Annotated in this window: 15 protein-coding genes and 1 pseudogene; 3 read left to right on the top strand and 13 right to left on the bottom strand. The window is 38.2% G+C overall.

Going from position 1 to position 17,660, the window contains the following annotated elements:
- Positions 1 to 32: 32 nt before the first annotated feature.
- From bshB1 to leuS, 9 genes are all read right to left on the bottom strand, one after another.
- Positions 33 to 752 carry a bacillithiol biosynthesis deacetylase BshB1 gene (gene bshB1 / locus B0B05_RS09490; protein WP_076783416.1) on the bottom strand — a complete coding sequence of 240 codons (720 nt, stop codon included), beginning with the start codon at positions 750 to 752 and terminating at the stop codon, positions 33 to 35.
- 83 nt (positions 753 to 835) lie between these two features.
- Entirely contained in the window at positions 836 to 2,470 is a 1,635-nt protein-coding gene (locus tag B0B05_RS09485; protein WP_245799285.1) for a tetratricopeptide repeat protein, read from the bottom strand.
- A 115-nt stretch (positions 2,471 to 2,585) separates the two neighbouring features.
- Positions 2,586 to 3,458 (bottom strand): PstS family phosphate ABC transporter substrate-binding protein, encoded by an 873-nt coding sequence (locus tag B0B05_RS09480; RefSeq protein WP_076783414.1) that lies wholly within the window; start codon positions 3,456 to 3,458, stop codon positions 2,586 to 2,588.
- 3 nt (positions 3,459 to 3,461) lie between these two features.
- Complete coding sequence (locus B0B05_RS09475) at positions 3,462 to 3,647, bottom strand: C4-dicarboxylate ABC transporter (protein WP_076783413.1); 186 nt, start codon at positions 3,645 to 3,647, stop codon at positions 3,462 to 3,464.
- Positions 3,648 to 3,718: 71 nt separating this feature from the next.
- Positions 3,719 to 4,546: an energy transducer TonB gene (locus B0B05_RS09470; RefSeq protein WP_076783412.1), complete on the bottom strand. Its 828-nt coding sequence runs from the start codon at positions 4,544 to 4,546 to the stop codon at positions 3,719 to 3,721.
- Positions 4,547 to 4,579: 33 nt separating this feature from the next.
- A complete protein-coding gene (locus B0B05_RS09465) occupies positions 4,580 to 5,122 on the bottom strand; it encodes an ExbD/TolR family protein (RefSeq protein WP_076783411.1) in 543 nt (180 codons plus the stop codon).
- Between the two features lie 11 nt (positions 5,123 to 5,133).
- Positions 5,134 to 5,742: an ExbD/TolR family protein gene (locus tag B0B05_RS09460; RefSeq protein ID WP_076783410.1), complete on the bottom strand. Its 609-nt coding sequence runs from the start codon at positions 5,740 to 5,742 to the stop codon at positions 5,134 to 5,136.
- A gap of 91 nt (positions 5,743 to 5,833) precedes the next feature.
- Positions 5,834 to 6,694 (bottom strand): MotA/TolQ/ExbB proton channel family protein, encoded by an 861-nt coding sequence (locus tag B0B05_RS09455; protein ID WP_076783409.1) that lies wholly within the window; start codon positions 6,692 to 6,694, stop codon positions 5,834 to 5,836.
- A gap of 285 nt (positions 6,695 to 6,979) precedes the next feature.
- The gene (gene leuS, locus B0B05_RS09450; RefSeq protein ID WP_076783408.1) at positions 6,980 to 9,832 is read right to left on the bottom strand and encodes a leucine--tRNA ligase; all 2,853 of its coding nucleotides are present in this window, start codon (positions 9,830 to 9,832) and stop codon (positions 6,980 to 6,982) included.
- A gap of 422 nt (positions 9,833 to 10,254) precedes the next feature.
- Between leuS and B0B05_RS09445 the strand changes: the two genes are divergently transcribed.
- On the top strand, positions 10,255 to 11,010 hold the full coding sequence (locus tag B0B05_RS09445; protein WP_076783407.1) for a glycosyltransferase family 2 protein: 756 nt from the start codon (positions 10,255 to 10,257) through the stop codon (positions 11,008 to 11,010).
- A 162-nt stretch (positions 11,011 to 11,172) separates the two neighbouring features.
- On the top strand, positions 11,173 to 12,363 hold the full coding sequence (gene sucC / locus B0B05_RS09440; protein WP_076783406.1) for an ADP-forming succinate--CoA ligase subunit beta: 1,191 nt from the start codon (positions 11,173 to 11,175) through the stop codon (positions 12,361 to 12,363).
- Between the two features lie 79 nt (positions 12,364 to 12,442).
- Here sucC and B0B05_RS09435 read toward each other — a convergent pair whose 3' ends face one another.
- The 3 genes and pseudogenes from B0B05_RS09435 to B0B05_RS17215 all read right to left on the bottom strand — a co-directional run.
- Entirely contained in the window at positions 12,443 to 13,300 is an 858-nt protein-coding gene (locus tag B0B05_RS09435) for a mechanosensitive ion channel family protein (RefSeq protein WP_143745988.1), read from the bottom strand.
- A 67-nt stretch (positions 13,301 to 13,367) separates the two neighbouring features.
- The gene (locus B0B05_RS09430; protein ID WP_076783404.1) at positions 13,368 to 13,958 is read right to left on the bottom strand and encodes a hypothetical protein; all 591 of its coding nucleotides are present in this window, start codon (positions 13,956 to 13,958) and stop codon (positions 13,368 to 13,370) included.
- A 208-nt stretch (positions 13,959 to 14,166) separates the two neighbouring features.
- Positions 14,167 to 14,265 (bottom strand): annotated as a pseudogene (locus tag B0B05_RS17215) (T9SS type A sorting domain-containing protein); the annotation flags it as partial.
- A gap of 218 nt (positions 14,266 to 14,483) precedes the next feature.
- Between B0B05_RS17215 and B0B05_RS09420 the strand changes: the two are divergent.
- Positions 14,484 to 15,263 (top strand): SDR family NAD(P)-dependent oxidoreductase, encoded by a 780-nt coding sequence (locus B0B05_RS09420; protein ID WP_076783403.1) that lies wholly within the window; start codon positions 14,484 to 14,486, stop codon positions 15,261 to 15,263.
- A gap of 74 nt (positions 15,264 to 15,337) precedes the next feature.
- On the opposite strand, the gene B0B05_RS09415 is transcribed toward B0B05_RS09420, so the two are convergent.
- Entirely contained in the window at positions 15,338 to 17,434 is a 2,097-nt protein-coding gene (locus B0B05_RS09415) for a M3 family metallopeptidase (protein WP_076783402.1), read from the bottom strand.
- Positions 17,435 to 17,660 lie beyond the last annotated feature (226 nt).

Genomic DNA, 17,660 nt, shown 5'->3' with positions numbered 1-17,660 from the left:
GCGTGTGCAAATATATAATATTTTCTTTGTTATTAACAAATAATTCCGTCAAAATTTTTAAATGCCAGTAATTTTTCTGTGGTAAAGCCTTCTGCATACGTTACACCCGACAGCCGGCCAAGATCCTGTGCTCTGTATGTAAGGCTCTCCAAAAAATCCTTGGTTGCAATAGGTGTGACAGGTTCATCAGAATTGGGATCATAAAACTGTGTTTTGTACGCCATGCAAGCCTCTATTTTTTGATCTAAAAATCCGGTGATATCGATGACAAAATCCGGTACAATATGCTTCCACTGGATATAATGGAAGACATGTTTGGGACGCCAAACTTCCTGAAGTGCTCCTTCGTCATAGGTCTCGATTTTTCTAAGTCCAGACAGGAAACATGCGTCAGAGATCAGTTTTGCGGCTTTGGCATGATCCGGGTGCCGGTCGTCAATCGCGTTGGCCAGGATTATTTCGGGTCTGTACTTCCTTATCTTTTCCACAATTTTCAGTTGATACTCTTCGGAATTGTTAAGAAAACCATCCTTAAGCTTTAGATTTTCACGGACGCTGATTCCCATAATCTCAGCAGCATTTTTGGCTTCAGCAGCTCTTGTATCACGGGTTCCTCTGGTACCTAATTCGCCTTCTGTGAGATCAATGATTCCTATTTTTTTCCCCTCAGAGATTAGTTTAACAATGGTTCCGCCGCAACCAAGTTCCACATCATCAGGATGGGCACCGATTGCCAATATATCACATGTCATACTTCTGATATTTTTTACAAATTTACTAAAAACAAAGCTTCCCAATTGATGTAATCGGGAAGCTTGTATTGGTAAGATTATTATTACTTATTCAGGGCTTTCTGAAGATTGACAGCATCAGGATAAGTTGGCTCATATTCCAGAGATTTTGCAATATTTTGTTTTGCTTTTTCCGGATTAGAATCTTTCTCCATAAATGCGACAAAGAAATGCGCATAACCTAAGCTTTGCTTGTTAGCTTCCACTTCTGCAGGTTTTACAAGAGAGATAAACTTCTCATAAGATGTTTTGGCCATATCATTGTTTCCAGCCTGCTGGTACGCATATCCCTGGCTGTAATAAGCCGGTGCCCAGTCTGGTAATAAAGCGGCCATTTTACCCCAAGTCAGGATCGCGCCATTCCAGTTTTTAACTTCCTGATAAGCCTGAGCTAACTTGTATAATGCATCTGTATCCTGAGCATTGGCAGCAACTTTGGCCTTAAGCGCTTCAATTGCAGGAGATGTAGCCCCCTGATCTATCGAAGAAGCTGTAATACCGCCTTTTACTTTTGCCAGCTCCTCGTCCCAGTTAAGCGTTTCATCTTTAGCAGCTTTGGCAATTGCAATTTTCTGCTGAGCTGTAGACTCCAGTTGCGCCTTTTTAGCCGCATCTTTTTCATTCTTAGCAAGACCGGCTGCGATCAATCCTTGTAACCCTTCGTCTGAAGGCTGCAATCTGCTTTTATCAGCCTTGGACAAAAATGTAGTTATGTTCTGCTGAGCACCTGCATAATCGCCATCACCATATTGGATGTAAGCTCTTAATCTGTATTTGATTGGATCATCTACCTTGTCAAAAACAGAATCTAAAGTAGTTTTTGCATTGGCGTAATCTTCATTAGTAAAATAAAGCTTAGCAATCTCTAACTGTGTATAAGGGTCTTCGTCTGCGTATTTGGTATAATTGATAAGGTTTTGTGTAGCCTCTGCATTTTTCTGATACTTGATATTAAAACCAGCCAACGCTTTATAAGCAGGGGCATAAGTAGGGTCTACAGCTATAGCTTTATCAATATTTTCCTTGGCACGTTGCCATTGTTGTGCGGCAATCCAAAGCGTTCCCATTCTTGTGTAAACAGACGCTTTGTTCTTAGCAACCAATTCTGCTTTATCATAAGCTGACATCGCATTACCAGGATCTTTTTTTAATCTGTAAGCATCACCTAATGAGTAATAATAATTGGCAGGAACACCACCTTTTTGCGCTTTTTCTATGGCTTTATTCAAAAAAGTAATGGCAAGATCCGGTGAACTGTTTTTCTCAAATGTGGTAAGCGCCTCACCTGCACGGTAAAGAACTTCTGCATCTTTTTCTTTGGAATCTTTTACAATCTGTTGGATCTCTGCAACGGCAGATTTGTCACCTTTGCCTAGTTTTACAGTAGCCAAACCGATTTTGTTAAGGAAACTTTTAGGGTCGGCTGCCAGACCTTTGTTAAAATTGTCCTGAGCCTGTTCAAAATTGGGCTCAAATTGGGTAAGGTAAGTATTACCCAGATAAAAATAATTATTAGCGTCTTTAGGATTCTGATTAATCAGATCTGTAAAGTTTTGTTTTGCTTTAGCGTATTTTTGACTATCTACATAATTCACACCCTCCTGAACACTCTGTCCAAAAGACAGGTTTACAAAAAAACCTACTGCAGCAGTAATAGCTATTTTCTTTGATAAATTCATTATTTTCTCTATTTTCATTATTTCTTTCAAAATTAATCGATGGAATGACTGACAATATTCAGACCATTATTTTAGATAAAAAAATTTTCTGCGTTAAAAAAACATTAAAATTTACCTATCTCATTTGTACTTCTCTTTTAAAAATATTGTATGGCTGTAGCCCTTCTTTCTCTACCACAATTTGTCCTAACTGCTGACAGGAAAACCGTATAAAACCATTGCCCAATCCATAATAAGTCTCATTGGTAAGAAGGTATAATACTCTGGTAAAGGGGTAATTCATCGTCTTAAGATTATCAAGCGATGGCTCATAAACTTTGCCATTTTTGATGACTTTCAAAATCTTAAGTTCGGTTCTTAATCTTTGAGCTTCTTCTCCAAAAGGCCGGCTAATAGTATTGTAACTGATCACACCAATCTTGCCCGGGTAATTCTTCAGCTGACTCACAACATTCTCGTTACCGTTAATAATAGAAAACTTAAGGTCAGCAGGCTTTTTATTAAACTTCTGAGCAACGAAATTAAGGTTACTGGAATTGGTTCCGTCAAAGATCAGATTCTTGCTGTCGGATGTCAATTCTTTATAGATCTCATCCATTGATACAGATTCTACCGGCGAATCTTTTGGTACGACAAACAAAACGGCATCTGCAGCAAATTTGGCTGGTTGCCATGGTAGCTCCACCTTGGTGTCAAAAGCGGCTTTTTCCTGATTTGATAATTCTCTGGACATGACCACCACACGGGCTTTCTTATTAAGCAGATCCAGAAAACCAAGATCTTCTTTCTTGATAACAACATTAATCTTTGTTAACGGATTAAGCGCCATATAGCGCTCTGCCAATGCCTCTATTACACTTTTGAAAGATTCATCTGTTTCTACTGTGATTTCGCCCTTATTTGGATTATCAATGTCTTTATCTTTGGTCTTGGAGCAGGAGAAAAGGATAGCCGTAACAGCCAAAAGCACAAGGATTATTTTTTTCATTGGTTAATCGTTATTTTTTATTCTGATAATCCCTCTCACGATACGGAAGATACCGTAAGCAATAAGAAGTGCTCCCAACATGTAAGCCACATTTGGTTCAAGAATAATAATGAAAAATTTGTAAAGTATAACAACAACTCCTAAGACGATGTAGAAGAAACCTGTTAATAAAGAAAGCCAATTAAACATACTACAAATCTAATAAAAAAAGAGAAGTTAAAAAAACTTCTCTTTTATATAATACGTTACTAATTAATCTTTTATTGGAAATTCATCGTAACTGGGAATCTAAATCTAGATCTTACCGGCTGGCCGTTAACCTTACCTGGTGTCCATTTAGTTCTGATCCCTTTTACAGTTGCCTCTGCTTCTCTGTTAAAATCAGCGTTAGGACCTGTAGCTTTAACCTGGGTGATAGACCCATCTTTTTCTACTACAAAGGTAATTTCTGTTTTCAACGTCCCTTCACCTTCCAGATTTCCAGCATCAAAATTATTCTGGAACTTCGTACGGAAAGAGTTTGTACCTCCAGGGAATTCTGCAGCCTGGTCAACGGATTCATAAACCTCGTTGGTTACAGGTTTTACTTCAGCGGTTCCTGTTCTGGTTCCTGTAGATGGCGGTGGTGGTGGTGGCGTATAAGAAGGTGTTTTCACCCCTTCTTGTGCTACCAAACCTGTAGTCGTCTCCAATTGCTTTGTAATTGGCGGCGGAGGTGTCTCTATCTTAGGAACTCTCTTAGGTTCAGGAACTACGTTTTGGATAACCTCCTGCTTCTCTTCCTCTTTTGGTGGAGGTGGAGGTGGAGGAGTTTCTTCTTTCGGCTGCTCCAGGATTGGTTCTTCTTCGAGAATGTTAACCAATTTGGCATCAACTTCTGTTTTTTCCTTAGCATTCATTTGCTGAATTTTAAGGTAAATCAGAGGTGACGCTGCAAGAAGCAGAAAGAATATGGTTCCGATAATAAAAGATCTTGTAAGCAGCTTAGGATATTGAGTCCTTAAGTCATATGCTCCATACTCTTTATTTCTGTTTTGAAAAACAATCTCATCCAAAGACGGAGTGTAGTTCACATTATCTTCTGTCATTGTTAATAATTTAAAATGATATTTGCAGATGGATTATTGCTCTCCAACTTTTCTCTTATAGATAGCCAGTTCCCACGGTTTGATATCAGTAACCCCATATCTTTCGTTTTTGGTAATAGCCATCTCATCAAGAATGTCTACAAAATTCTTATATACGGCATCGTCGGTTGGCTTGATAATGACAGTAAATTTGTCTTTATCTGCGGCTCCGGCTTTTGCCTGCTCGATTACTTTTGTGATTCCTTCTCTGTCAAAGGTAGTTTCTAATAAAGTCTGATCATTAAGGCCCTGCTGGTCCTGCTGATGGTAAAAGACTTTGTTATCTTTTCCTATGATGATAGAAATGGAATTACTTAACTTAATCTCTGTATCCGGTTGTTTCTGTTCTTTTTTAGGTTTTGCCGGAAGACCAAGATCCATAACATTGGGTTTGCTGAATGTCGTGGTAAACATAAAGAACATTAACATAAGGAAATTTAAGTCTACCATCGGCGTCATATCTACGCGGGGGTTATGCTTTTTCGAACGGACTTTGCCGCCTTTCCCGCTATCTTCTTTTACCTGTACTTCTGCCATTTTTTATAGAATTAATTTCCTGGGTTAGTTTCTTGTGATGTGATCAGCCAAAATTTAAGAAAATCTATATCTCTTAAACCTTCAAACAATCCTTTAACCTTTGGATATTTTGTGGTTACATCGCCCTTGATTGCCAACTTATAGTTAGGATTAATCGCAAGACTCTGCTGTACCCAATCAATTAACTGCTTGTTTGTATCCTCCATAGGGACACCTTCTGTTGCTTTGAAATCTTTTTGCTTATCGGCAGGAAGATCAAGAAAGCTTTTTAATTGTCCCATAGGAACGCCTACCGCTGTTAGCTTAGAAAAAGCTACTTTTTCTGCATCGGTAAAAGTAATCCTGTATTTTTGCCCCATTCTCTCAAGAAGCTGAATTTTTTCAGTTGCATTGTCTACGGGTTGAAAATAGAATATACCGTCTTTGTTAACATTAATTATCATCAGACTGGCATCAGGAAGTAACTTTTCTGATATCGAGGAAGGCGGTTTTATCTGTTCCACGTCTGGCTTTTTGAACTGCGTTGTCATGATGAAGAACGTCAAAAGTAAGAACGTTACATCACACATCGCTGTCATATCCAAAGCCACACCGTGTCTTTTTGGTTTTATTCTCGCCATTATTTGAATACCTTAATTAACTATTTATATTATTTTCAGAATACCATCGTTGGCATTTCTACAATTTGGGGAAAGCCCCAAAGTTTTTCTATTAGTGAAATTCTGCAAAAGACTGCTGAATACTCATAGAGATCTCATCAATCTTGTAAGTAAGACCGTCAATCTTAGATGTAAAATAGTTATATAGGATAATCGCTACTGCAGAAGTACCAATACCTAGTGCCGTATTCATCAAGGCTTCTGAGATACCGATTGATAAAGCTGCTGCATCTGGTGTACCACCTGCGTTACCCAAAGCCTGGAATGATCTGATCATACCGATTACGGTTCCTAATAGTGCGACCAAAGTTGCAACAGTACCCAAAGTTGACAAGATATTCATATTTCTTTCAAGCATTGGCATTTCTAATGTTGTAGCTTCTTCGATAGCTTTGTTAAGACCAGCCATTTTCTGTTCTTTGTCCAAAGTTGTGTCATGAGCCAAAGCTTTGTAAGTTGTAAGACCTTCTTTTACAACGTTCCCGATAGAACCTTGTTGTCTGTCACATTCTTCCAATGCCTCATCTACTTTGTTGCTGTTCAACAAACTTCTTACTTTGACTACAAAATTATCCACGTTTCCGTTTCCAGCTGCTTTGCTAAGAACAAATGCACGCTCTATTGAGAAAACGATTACAATAATCATGAAAGTAATCAAAACAGGAACAAGGAAACCTCCCATGTAGATAACACCTAAACCTTGTGGTACCAATTTCTCGTGTGGGATGCTTGAAAACGCAACTGAAGCACCACCGTCTTGTGCCTCTTGCTGGAAATTCGATGGATTTCCTAAAATAAATAAATAGATTGCAATACCAACTAAAAATAAAATTGGAATAACAATCGCAGGATTAAGACCTCCCTTTTTTCTAGCAACTACTTGCTCATCTGTGTTTGAAACATTCATTTCCATATTAAAACTAAATTATAATTGTTAAATTTTATCGTGTAAAATAAAGTCAAATATTTTAAAAATGCAAAAATATTTTTGCTTTGACTTATGATTTTTTTATCTATAAAAAGACAGAACTTTAATTATTAATTAAATTAAAACAGTGTTTTTGTGAATTTATTATCTGTTTTGTGAACATTAAGAGAAATTAATTAAATTTGATTTGCATTTATTATCATTTTAATTTCCAAGCAATAGACTTTGGAGAATAATAATTTTTCTTAACATTTCCCAAGAATCACTTAATTAGCTAACAATATTAATGATTTTTTTCGGAACAAAGATGAATTTTTTCACCGAATTTGCACCCAAGATCCTTTTAACCTCTTCGTTATTCATTACAGTTTCCTCAACTTCATCTTTGCCCAGATCAGCTGCCAATTTTATCTTAAACTTCATCTTACCATTGAAACTTACAGGGTAATCTATCTCATCTTCAACAAGATAAGACTCATCCAGATGAGGAAACGCTGCAAATTCTACTGAATCGTTATGTCCTAGCAAATTCCATACCTCCTCACAAATATGTGGCGCATAAGGTGAAATAATAATTGCTAATGGTTCCAGAATGGCTCTTTTATTACATTTTAGTTTCTGTAACTCATTGACTGCTATCATAAATGATGATACAGACGTATTGAACGAAAAATTCTCGATATCGTAAACCACTTTCTTGATTAATGCGTGCAGGACTTTGTACTCTTCTTTGGTTGGCTCTTCATCAGAAACAGAGAATTGATCACCATCAAAATACAAATTCCAGAATTTTTTCAGGAAACCATAAACACCGCTTAGGCCTTGCGTGTTCCAAGGTTTGGATTGCTCTAATGGACCGAGGAACATTTCATATAATCTTAAACCGTCTGCTCCATATTCTTCACAAATATCATCAGGATTGACGACGTTGTATTTGGATTTGGACATTTTTTCAACTTCACGCCCTGTGATGTATTTCCCATCTTCCAAGATGAATTCTGCATCCGCGTAATCGGGTCTCCAGGCTTTGAAAGCTTCTGTATCTAATTCGTCGGTTGTTCCTTTTAATAATGATACGTCAACGTGGATTGCTTGAGTTTTGTAATCTTTCGCTAAATTTTTAGAAACATATTGATTGGTTCCATCAATTCTATAAACAAAAGCACTCATCCCCAAAATCATTCCTTGGTTAATCAGCTTTTGAAAAGGCTCATTTTGTTCGATATAACCTCTGTCCTTTAAGAACATATTCCAGAAACGGGAATACAACAAATGTCCGGTTGCGTGCTCACTACCTCCAATATATAAATCAACCTGCCCCCAATAATCTGACAATTCTTTTTTACAGAAAACCTCATCATCATTCGGGTCCATATATCTCAGGAAATACCAGGAACTTCCCGCCCAACCTGGCATTGTGGATAATTCTAACGGGAAAACCGTTTTGTCATCAACCAAATTGGTATCGACTACTTTCTGATTCACCTCGTCCCAGGCAAATGTTTTTGCATTGCCTAATGGTGGATCGCCATCTTCGGTTGGTAAATATTTTTCAACCTCAGGAAGCTCCAAAGGCAAAGCAGAATTGGGCAACGTGTAAGGCATTCCTTCTTTATAATATATAGGAACCGGTTCGCCCCAATATCTTTGTCTGGAGAAAATCGCATCACGTTGTCTGTAATTCGTAGTTCCGTGACCGATTCCTTTATTTTCGATTTCGGCAATTATTTTTGCTTTCGCATCATTATAATTAAGACCATTCAAGAAATCAGAATTCACACAAACCGAATCTTTAGAATCATAAGCTTCTTCCTGAACATCATTATCATTTTTAATTACATTAATGATTTCCAAACCGAATTTCTTAGCAAATCTATGGTCACGCTCATCGTGTGCAGGAACAGCCATTACAGCTCCGGTGCCGTAACCCATCAAAACATAATCCGAAATATAAACCGGAATTTTGTTCCCGGTAAAAGGATTAATCGCATAACTTCCTGTGAAAGCACCGCTCACGTTTTTCACGTCAGCCATTCTATCACGCTCTGTTTTTTTAGAAGTTTCTTCTATGTAATTATCAACCTCAGCTTTTTGTTCCTGAGTAGTTAAATTTTGAACTAAAGGATTTTCCGGCGCTAAAACCATAAAGGTCGCTCCGAAGATTGTATCAGGTCGCGTTGTGAAAACAGTTATGTGCAAAGTTTCGGATTCGGAGTTCAACGTTTCAGAACCTTGAATATTTGAACTTTGAACTTTAAATTCCACCTGCGCACCCTGAGATTTCCCAATCCAATATTCCTGAGCATCTTTCAAAGGCTGAGGCCAATCCAAAGTTTTAAGACCCTGCAACAATCTCTCGGAATAGGCAGAAATCCTCATACTCCACTGCATCATTTTCTTTTGATAAACAGGATAACCACCTCTTTCGGATTTTCCGTCTTTTATTTCGTCGTTCGCCAAAACGGTTCCCAAAGCCGGACACCAGTTCACCGTTGTTTCCGCTCTGTAAGCCAAACGATAATTCAATAAGATTTCTTCTTTTTTAATATCAGAATAAGATTTCCACTCTTCTGAAGTGAAATCCAGTTCCTCATTTTGATTCGCATCAAGACCTTCCGTTCCTTTTTCCTCAAAATGTTGGATTAAGGTTTCGATAGATTCCGCCTTATCTGTACCTTTATTATACCAAGAATGAAACAATTGGATAAAAATCCATTGTGTCCATTTATAATAGGAAGGGTCTGAAGTCCGCACTTCCCTGCTCCAGTCAAAAGAAAAACCAATTTTTCTTAACTGCTCCTCGTATCTCGTGATATTTTGTTCGGTTGTAATGGCAGGATGCGTCCCTGTCTGGATGGCATATTGCTCCGCCGGAAGCCCGAAACTATCGTAACCAACCGGATGCAAAACGTTGAAGCCCTGATGTCTTTTGTATCGCGCATAGATGTCAGAAGCAATGTAACCGAGTGGGTGCCCTACATGTAATCCTGCTCCGGAAGGATACGGAAACATATCGAGGACGTAGAATTTCGGTTTATCGTTTGAGTCGGAAGTCTTGTAAGTTTGGTTGTCTTCCCAGTATTTCTGCCACTTTTTCTCTATCTGCTGATGGTCGTAAAACATTCTATAAAGTAAGAATTAATAATGAATAATTTTTTTAAGATTCACAAAGTTAAGATTTTGAAAGCAATTCACAACTCAAAATTTTCATGTTTGCTTTTCGATAATAATAATTATTTGGGCGCCTTTATCCGCCCTCCGTTCCCGCTTTTTTTGTTATTGCGAAGCAAGCTTAGTTATCAATAGAACCATTTAGCAATCGCAATCACAAAAAAGAGCTCCACTCAGGTCGGGGCGCAGGTTTCAGCTTCGAATCAACATCCACATTTAAATACTCTTTTTGTCATTCCGTAGGAATCTAAGCAATTTGAGATTCCTACGGAATGACAAACTGTACGGAAATATTGATTATTCATTATTAAAAGTCTTTTATCTTTCATCTATTATCTTAAAGTCTATATATTTATCTTTGTAAAAAATCGCAAGTGGCGGAAATCTCAATCATCACACCATGTTACAATTCTTCAAAATATTTGAAAGAAACCATTAGTTCCGTACTTAATCAAACTTTCAAAGACTGGGAATGGCTGATTACCGATGATTGTTCAACCGACCAATCCGTAGAAATTCTTGAAAATCAAAATGACCCAAGAATCAAAGTTTTCAAAGCAGAGAAAAATGGTGGCGCCGGACATGCCAGGAATATTTCACTTAAAAATGCGACCGGAAGATTCATTACTTTTTTGGATGCCGATGACTTTTGGGAACCCAATTTTCTTGAAGAAATGGTCAACTTTATGAAATCTGAAAATACAGAACTGGCTTATTCTACCTATTCCCGTTGCGATGAAAACCTTAATCCGACAAAAATCGGCGATTTCGAGGCGGATACTATTGTCAATTTTGACAATCTTTTGAAAACATGCCGATTATCTTTGTTAGCCTCGATGTACGATTCCAAAAGAGTTGGGAAACTCTACTTCCCCGAAGGTACCAAACGCGAAGATCACGTGATGTGGCTGGAACTTCTCAAAAAAATCCCGCAAGGAAAACCTTTGAAAAAGACTTTGTCAAAATACCGGATGCTTCCCAACAGTGTTTCCAGAAACAAATCTGATGTAATGAAGGACCAATACCTGGTTTACAGAGATTATATGAAATTTTCAGCGCTAAAATCTTTGTATTATACGGCGAATTGGGCTTTTAACGGTTTCTTAAAATACTCAAAACTATTTAATTGACTTAAAATTTGGGCACCAGTAAACCATAGAAACATCATTTGCCGGATTATAGCTCAGTTATAAACAAAACTGATTTCAATCAGACAATTATATCCTATAATTCATCTCTTTTTATTAAATTTGTCCATCTTATAAAATTTAAAAAATAATCAATACAATATTATGAATCTTCACGAGTATCAATCAAAAGAGATTTTAGCAAAATACGGCGTTAACATCCAGCGCGGTTTTGTTGCAAACAATGTGGACGAGGCAGTGGCTGCTGCTGAAAAACTAACCGCAGAAACCGGTGCACAGGGATGGGTAGTAAAAGCTCAGATCCACGCTGGTGGCCGTGGTAAAGGTGGCGGCGTTAAGTTTTCCCCAACTATGGAAAAGCTTAAGGAAAATGCCGGCAACATTATCGGGATGCAGCTTGTGACACCACAAACATCTGCAGAAGGGAAAAAAGTTAATTCTGTACTGATTGCTGAAGATGTATATTATCCTGGCGAGACAGAGACGAAAGAGTTTTATGTATCAATCCTTTTGGACAGAGCTCTTGGAGAGAATACTGTTGTTTATTCTACCGAAGGTGGTATGGATATCGAGCATGTGGCAGAAGTAACGCCACACCTTATTCATAAAGAAGTGATTGATCCGGCTTACGGCCTTCAGCCTTTCCAGGCAAGAAAAATCGCTTTCAACCTTGGACTGGAAGGTAACGCTTTCAAGGATTTTGTAAAATTCATCAGCGCACTATACAATGCTTACACAGGTATTGATGCTTCTCTTTTTGAGATTAACCCGGTTCTTAAAACTTCCGACAACAAAATTATTGCGGTAGATGCTAAGGTAACTTTGGATGACAATGCCCTGTACAGACACAAAGATCTTGCTGAGCTGAGAGATAAAAGAGAAGAAGACCCTATGGACGTAGAAGCTGGCGACGCTGGCCTTAACTTTGTGAAGCTTGATGGTAACGTAGCTTGTATGGTAAATGGTGCCGGTCTTGCAATGGCGACTATGGATATGATTAAATTATCCGGTGGTAACCCAGCCAACTTCCTGGATGTAGGTGGTACCGCTGATGCAAAACGTGTAAAAACAGCTTTTGATATTATTCTTAAAGACCCAAATGTAGAAGCTATCCTTATTAACATTTTTGGTGGTATCGTAAGATGTGACAGAGTAGCTCAGGGCGTTGTAGACGCTTATAAAGAGATTGGTAAATTCCCGGTTCCATTGATCGTGAGATTGCAGGGGACTAATGCTGAAGAAGCTAAGAAATTAATCGACGAAGCTGGACTGCCAATCCATTCAGCAATTACTTTGCAGGAAGCTGCTGATAAAGTAAAAGAAGTTTTAGCTTAATCTATCTAAGATAAAAATTATACAAAAAACCGTTTCAAATGAAACGGTTTTTTATTTTGAAAGCTGTCAAAGTCTATAACTATTTTTTATCCTCCGGATTTTCCACATTGGTAATATTAATACTCGTAGGCGTTACCAGGTTAATCCCTTCTTTAGCAAGCCGGTCATTAATACTCATAATGGCAGTACTTTTCAGCGTGGCAAAATCACCACCAATCTCCAACCAAAATCTAACCCGGAGATTAAAAACACCTTGTGTAACATTGGTAAACAGAACATCAGCAGCGTCTGTCCTATCCACATGTGGCATATGTGTTATTTCATCAAGAATAACCCTTTTGGCTTTGGCAATATCCTCTCCTACTGGAATTTCAAAATCGAGGATAATCCTGCGTTGTGGCGAGGCTGTAATATTGAAAAACGCTGAATTAAAAATAACCTGATTGGGGATATAAACCTTTTTGCCATCATCTGTAATCAGTTTGGTTGTTAACAGGCCTATATCCTGCACGGTTCCGGAGTTTCCGCCAATCGTCACATAATCTCCAACCTTGAAAGCCTTATCAATACCAACCAGCATCCCCGAAAATATACTCGAAACAAGATCTTTGAGTGCCACGCCGGCAATAACACCGGCAACCCCCAAACTACCTAGGAACTTCATAAAAAACCCACTAAAGCCCATAATCTCCAGCGAGATAAACGTTCCCATAAGGATAATCAGAAATCTGAATACAGCAACCAGCGTTACTACAGAATCGTTTTTGGTTTTAGGAAATAACTTGTGGAAAAGTTTAACTGTCCATTTACTAAGGTAGGTACTGGTTGTCAGGAAAAAAAGGAAAACCAATATACCGACAATCAATCTTGGCGTTAACTCAGCAAACCGGATGTACCAGCGTTGTAAAACCGCATAAACGGTGTGTAAATATTCCATAAATATAAAATTAATAAAAAAACCGACAATTTGCCGGTTATAATATATCTAAAAAAAGATTTTAAAATTATTTTGCTTCGTTGGCAATTCTCTTAGCTTGTGAAGTTGGTAAGTAAATTTGAAATCCAACCCCAAACGTGATTCTGTGTGTATAACCAACATTACCAAACCCTGCATTAGCATCATATTTCACTAGTCCTTCTAAACCAATATTAGGCGTAATAAAGTAAGAATATCCAGGACCAAATCCAAAATTCAACCCATTAGAAGAGGCACCTCCTTTTGAAATTGAACTTCCGCCAACACCTACGTTACCTTCAAAGAACCAACGTCCGTGGTTAAGAAGATTGTCTACACCAGCTTCTCCGGGAGAAACATAATATCTACCTAAAGCACCCACATTATATTTAAATGTTGTTGCTGCATCTTTTGCACCACTAAAACCAAGATCCACATAACCACCTACAGCAACATTATCCTTAATAAAATATGCTCCTTTAGGTTGAATTGCAAAATTATATCCACCACCTTTGTTAAGCCCAAAATCAGCGCCGACTAAATTACCACCTACCATCCAGTTACCTTCCTGAATCTGTGCGTTCGCAGTTGAGAACAATCCTGCTGCTAAAACAACTGCACCAAAAAATATTTTTTTCATATCGTTAATTTTTTCGTTTTACTTTAACATTTTAACAATTTGCAAACCTTATGCCATTACACGGAAAACAGTCATGAAATTTGTTTTCTTTCAGGTTTTATGTTAAAAATCTAGGATTAATAATGACAAAAATTAACATAATATTGATGCTGATCACAAAAAAAAGCCGGCTATAAAACCGACTTTGAAATTGTTTAATATGAGTTTATTACTTGATTACTTTTTGTGTAAAAATCTGACCATCCTGATTAACACGGATCACATAAACACCTTTATTCAATTTGCTGTGATCTATCCTTATATCTGTGCCGGCGTTGTTTTCTACATATTATTACAAAAATATTGATTTTTATTGAATTATGCATCTTAATCAAAAAAGTTCCCGGCTTAGAAAAGGTTGTTTTATGAGATTTTCTCGAATATTATTAATAACTGACGTTTGTCTTCTCCCTATTTTTCTGATTAATCCTGAATTTTCTTAACTTCATACCATCAATAAAAAAGTAAAAATTAAAATCAAACATTATGAAAAAATTTGAAAACAAAGTAGTTTTGGTAACAGGCGCAGGCGGAGGGCTTGGCCATGCGATTGCAGTGGCATTTGCCAAAGAAGGCGCAAAATTGGCTCTGGTAGATCTGAAGGAAGAATTCCTGAACAAAGTAAAAGCCGATGTAGAAGCACTTGGCGCAGAAACACTAACATTTGGTGGTGATGTCTCTGATTACGAAACGGTAAGAAATATTTTTCAGGACACGGCAAAAAAATTAGGTTCTGTGGATGTGGCTTGTAATAATGCAGGCGTCGTAGGCATTGGAAGTATCGAAGAACTGACCACCGAAGAATGGGACCGTGTGTTGGGTATTAATGCGAAAAGTGTTTTTGTCTGTACAAAAGCTGCCTTGGAAGTGATGAAACCGCAAGGTGCCGGCGCGATTATTAATACCGCATCTATCGCCGGCAAAATGGGCATGGCGCACTTGTCTCACTACGTGGCTTCCAAATTTGCAGTGATTGGGTTTACCAACAGTATCGCCAAAGAAGTGGCAACCACAGGGATTACCGTGAATGCCATTTGCCCGGGCATTATCGGGACCGGAATGTGGCGTGGCGAAGGCGGCATTGCCGACCGATGGAAAAAAGAAGGCGAAACCGAAGAACAATCTTGGGAAAGAAATATAAGTTCACTGATTCCTCAAGGTGTAGATCAAAGCCCGGAAGACATTGCGCAAGGCGTTCTGTTTTTGGCAGAAGCCAAACACGTTACCGGTCAGGCATTGGCTGTAGATGGCGGTATGACGATGTAAATTATCAACTAAGTCTATAAAAAAATCGGGTTGCAATGAGCTTCCCGATTTTTTTTTTTTAATTTTTAAAGGGATTATTCTCCGAAAGCCCTTTTCAGCAAGCTTTCCACTTTTGGCTCACTGCCACGGAAGTTTTTGTACAGTTCCATCGGGTCTTTTGTTCCTCCGGAAGACAGGAGTATTTTATATTTCGCAGCAATTTCAGGATTGAAGATTCCGTTTTCTTTGAAATACTGAAATGCATCGGCATCCAGAACCTCAGCCCATTTGTAGGAATAATATCCTGCCGAATAGCCACCCTGGAAAATATGGGAAAAACTTGGGCTAGCCGCAGTTTCCGGATTACTTGGGTAGAGATTGGTGGCTTTGGTTTCTTCGGTTTCAAAAGTTTTGATGTCCGAAACTTTATCAGATTTGGTATGATAAGCCATATCCAAAAGCCCAAAACCAAGCTGTCTCATCGTCTGATAACCTTCCATAAACGACTTGCTTTGCGACAGTTTTTCGATTTTTTCGTCTGGCAGGATTTCTCCGGTTTGGTAATGTTTGGCAAAAGTTTTCAGGAATTCGGGTTCGTAGCAGAAGTTCTCCAAAAACTGGGAAGGTAGTTCCACAAAATCCCATTTAACCGATGTTCCGGAAAGATTAGGATATTGGGTGTCTGCTAAAATACCGTGAAGCGCATGCCCAAATTCGTGGAACAAAGTTGTCACTTCGTTGAAAGTCAATAAACTCGGTGTATCTTTTGTCGGTTTTGTGAAGTTGCAAACCACTGAAATATGTGGCCTGGAGTTTTCACCGTTTTTTTTGTACTGATTTTTATAGCTCGTCATCCAGGCTCCGGCACGTTTCCCTTTTCTTGGGTGATAATCGGCATAAAGCAGAGCTTTGTAATTGGTTGATGGTTGATAGTTGTCAGTTGTCAGGCTGAGGTTCTCGAAGCCTTTTTCTGTACTTCCATCTTCTAACTTCCCACTTCCAACCTCAACAATCTCATAAGTTTTAACATCCTCGTGATATTTCTGAATATCATCAATTTCTTTAAATTCCAGTCCAAACAATTTTCCGGCTAATCCGAAAACCGCTTCCTGCACTTTCTCCAGTTGGAAATAAGGTTTCAGCTCTTCATCGTTGAGATCAAATTTTTGTTTTCTTAATTTCTCAGCGTAAAAAGCGTGATCATAGCTTTGCAAATCCTCAATTCCGTCGGCTTTTGCCAGAGATTTCAATTCCTCAATTTCTTTTTGAGCATAAGGCGTTGCTTTTTCCAAAAGTTCATTCAGGAAATTGAACACTTTTTCGGGCGATTGTGCCATTCTCTCTTCCAGAACAAAATCGGCGAAATTTTTATAACCCAGCAATTCCGCTTTTTCCTGACGAAGTTTTACGATTTCTTTGATGAGGTTCTGATTGTCGAATTCTCCACCATCAAAGGATTTTTTCCCGTTAGCCAGAGCTAATTCTTTTCTCAGTTCACGGTTTTCTGCATACGTGATCGCCGGCAGATAACTTGGATATTGGAGCGTAATGACATAACCATCCAAACCTTTTTCTTTCGCATCTTCTTCGTATTGATGAAGAATAGCTTCCGGAATTCCTTTCAATTCTTCTTTATCTGTGATATGTTTGAAGTAAGCGTTGGTTGAAGCCAAGGTATTTTGCCCGAACTGAAGCGACTTAACAGATAAATCCATATTGATTTTTTCAAGTTTCTTTTTGTCTTCATCATTTAACAAAGCTCCACTTCTTACAAAACCTTTATAAGTTTCGTTGAGTAGCATTTGTTGTTCTTCATTCAAAGAAAGGCTGTCTTTTTGGTCGTAAACCGTTTTTATTCTGTCAAACAGTTTTTCGTTTTGCGAAATTTTGGAAGAGAATTCCGTTAATAACGGCGAAACATCCTGAGCGATTTTCTGAATTTCGTCATTGGTTTCGGCAGAATTGAGATTGAAAAAAATATTGGAAACCCTGTCCAATTGCTCTCCTGAAAAAGCCATTGCTTCAATTGTGTTTCCGAAAGTCGGTGCTTCGGAATTATTGGCGATGTCATCAATTTCTTTTTCGGAAGTTTTAATTAATTCCTGAAATGCTGGAAGATAATGTTCTTCTTTGATTTCCTCGAAAGGTGATGAAGTATATTTTGTATTGAATTTTTCTAAAAGTGGGTTCATAATTTTAATATGGAATTTTATTTTTTATGTGCTTCGAGATCCTCAGCAGGACAACGTACAAAGTATGTTGTTTTTACACTGTCAGGCTGAGGCTCTCGAAGCCTTTTTCTAATCTAATTGAAGTCACAAATTTAGTACCTAAAGTTGAAAGTATGACAAAATTGCGCCCCGACCTGAGTGGAGCTCATTTTTTTATTGCGGTGGATGCAATTTCTATTGTCGGACT

Origin of the sequence: Epilithonimonas bovis DSM 19482 (genome assembly GCF_900108115.1) — a bacterium.
In the GTDB taxonomy this organism is placed as follows: domain Bacteria; phylum Bacteroidota; class Bacteroidia; order Flavobacteriales; family Weeksellaceae; genus Epilithonimonas; species Epilithonimonas bovis.
The sequence above is the reverse complement of the archived record's forward strand: the minus strand, read 5'-3'. Positions and strand labels throughout refer to the sequence as shown.

What these genes read in the sequence shown, in the direction of transcription:
- B0B05_RS09480 (WP_076783414.1), bottom strand. Translation starts at nt 3,458, where the DNA reads ATGAAAAAAATAATCCTTGTGCTTTTGGCTGTTACGGCTATCCTTTTC.
- B0B05_RS09430 (WP_076783404.1), bottom strand. Translation starts at nt 13,958, where the DNA reads ATGAAAAAAATATTTTTTGGTGCAGTTGTTTTAGCAGCAGGATTGTTC.
- sucC (WP_076783406.1), top strand. Translation starts at nt 11,173, where the DNA reads ATGAATCTTCACGAGTATCAATCAAAAGAGATTTTAGCAAAATACGGC.
- bshB1 (WP_076783416.1), bottom strand. Translation starts at nt 752, where the DNA reads ATGACATGTGATATATTGGCAATCGGTGCCCATCCTGATGATGTGGAA.
- B0B05_RS09455 (WP_076783409.1), bottom strand. Translation starts at nt 6,694, where the DNA reads ATGGAAATGAATGTTTCAAACACAGATGAGCAAGTAGTTGCTAGAAAA.
- B0B05_RS09420 (WP_076783403.1), top strand. Translation starts at nt 14,484, where the DNA reads ATGAAAAAATTTGAAAACAAAGTAGTTTTGGTAACAGGCGCAGGCGGA.
- B0B05_RS09465 (WP_076783411.1), bottom strand. Translation starts at nt 5,122, where the DNA reads ATGGCAGAAGTACAGGTAAAAGAAGATAGCGGGAAAGGCGGCAAAGTC.
- B0B05_RS09460 (WP_076783410.1), bottom strand. Translation starts at nt 5,742, where the DNA reads ATGGCGAGAATAAAACCAAAAAGACACGGTGTGGCTTTGGATATGACA.
- B0B05_RS09475 (WP_076783413.1), bottom strand. Translation starts at nt 3,647, where the DNA reads ATGTTTAATTGGCTTTCTTTATTAACAGGTTTCTTCTACATCGTCTTA.
- B0B05_RS09435 (WP_143745988.1), bottom strand. Translation starts at nt 13,300, where the DNA reads ATGGAATATTTACACACCGTTTATGCGGTTTTACAACGCTGGTACATC.
- B0B05_RS09485 (WP_245799285.1), bottom strand. Translation starts at nt 2,470, where the DNA reads ATGAATTTATCAAAGAAAATAGCTATTACTGCTGCAGTAGGTTTTTTT.
- B0B05_RS09470 (WP_076783412.1), bottom strand. Translation starts at nt 4,546, where the DNA reads ATGACAGAAGATAATGTGAACTACACTCCGTCTTTGGATGAGATTGTT.
- B0B05_RS09415 (WP_076783402.1), bottom strand. Translation starts at nt 17,434, where the DNA reads ATGAACCCACTTTTAGAAAAATTCAATACAAAATATACTTCATCACCT.
- leuS (WP_076783408.1), bottom strand. Translation starts at nt 9,832, where the DNA reads ATGTTTTACGACCATCAGCAGATAGAGAAAAAGTGGCAGAAATACTGG.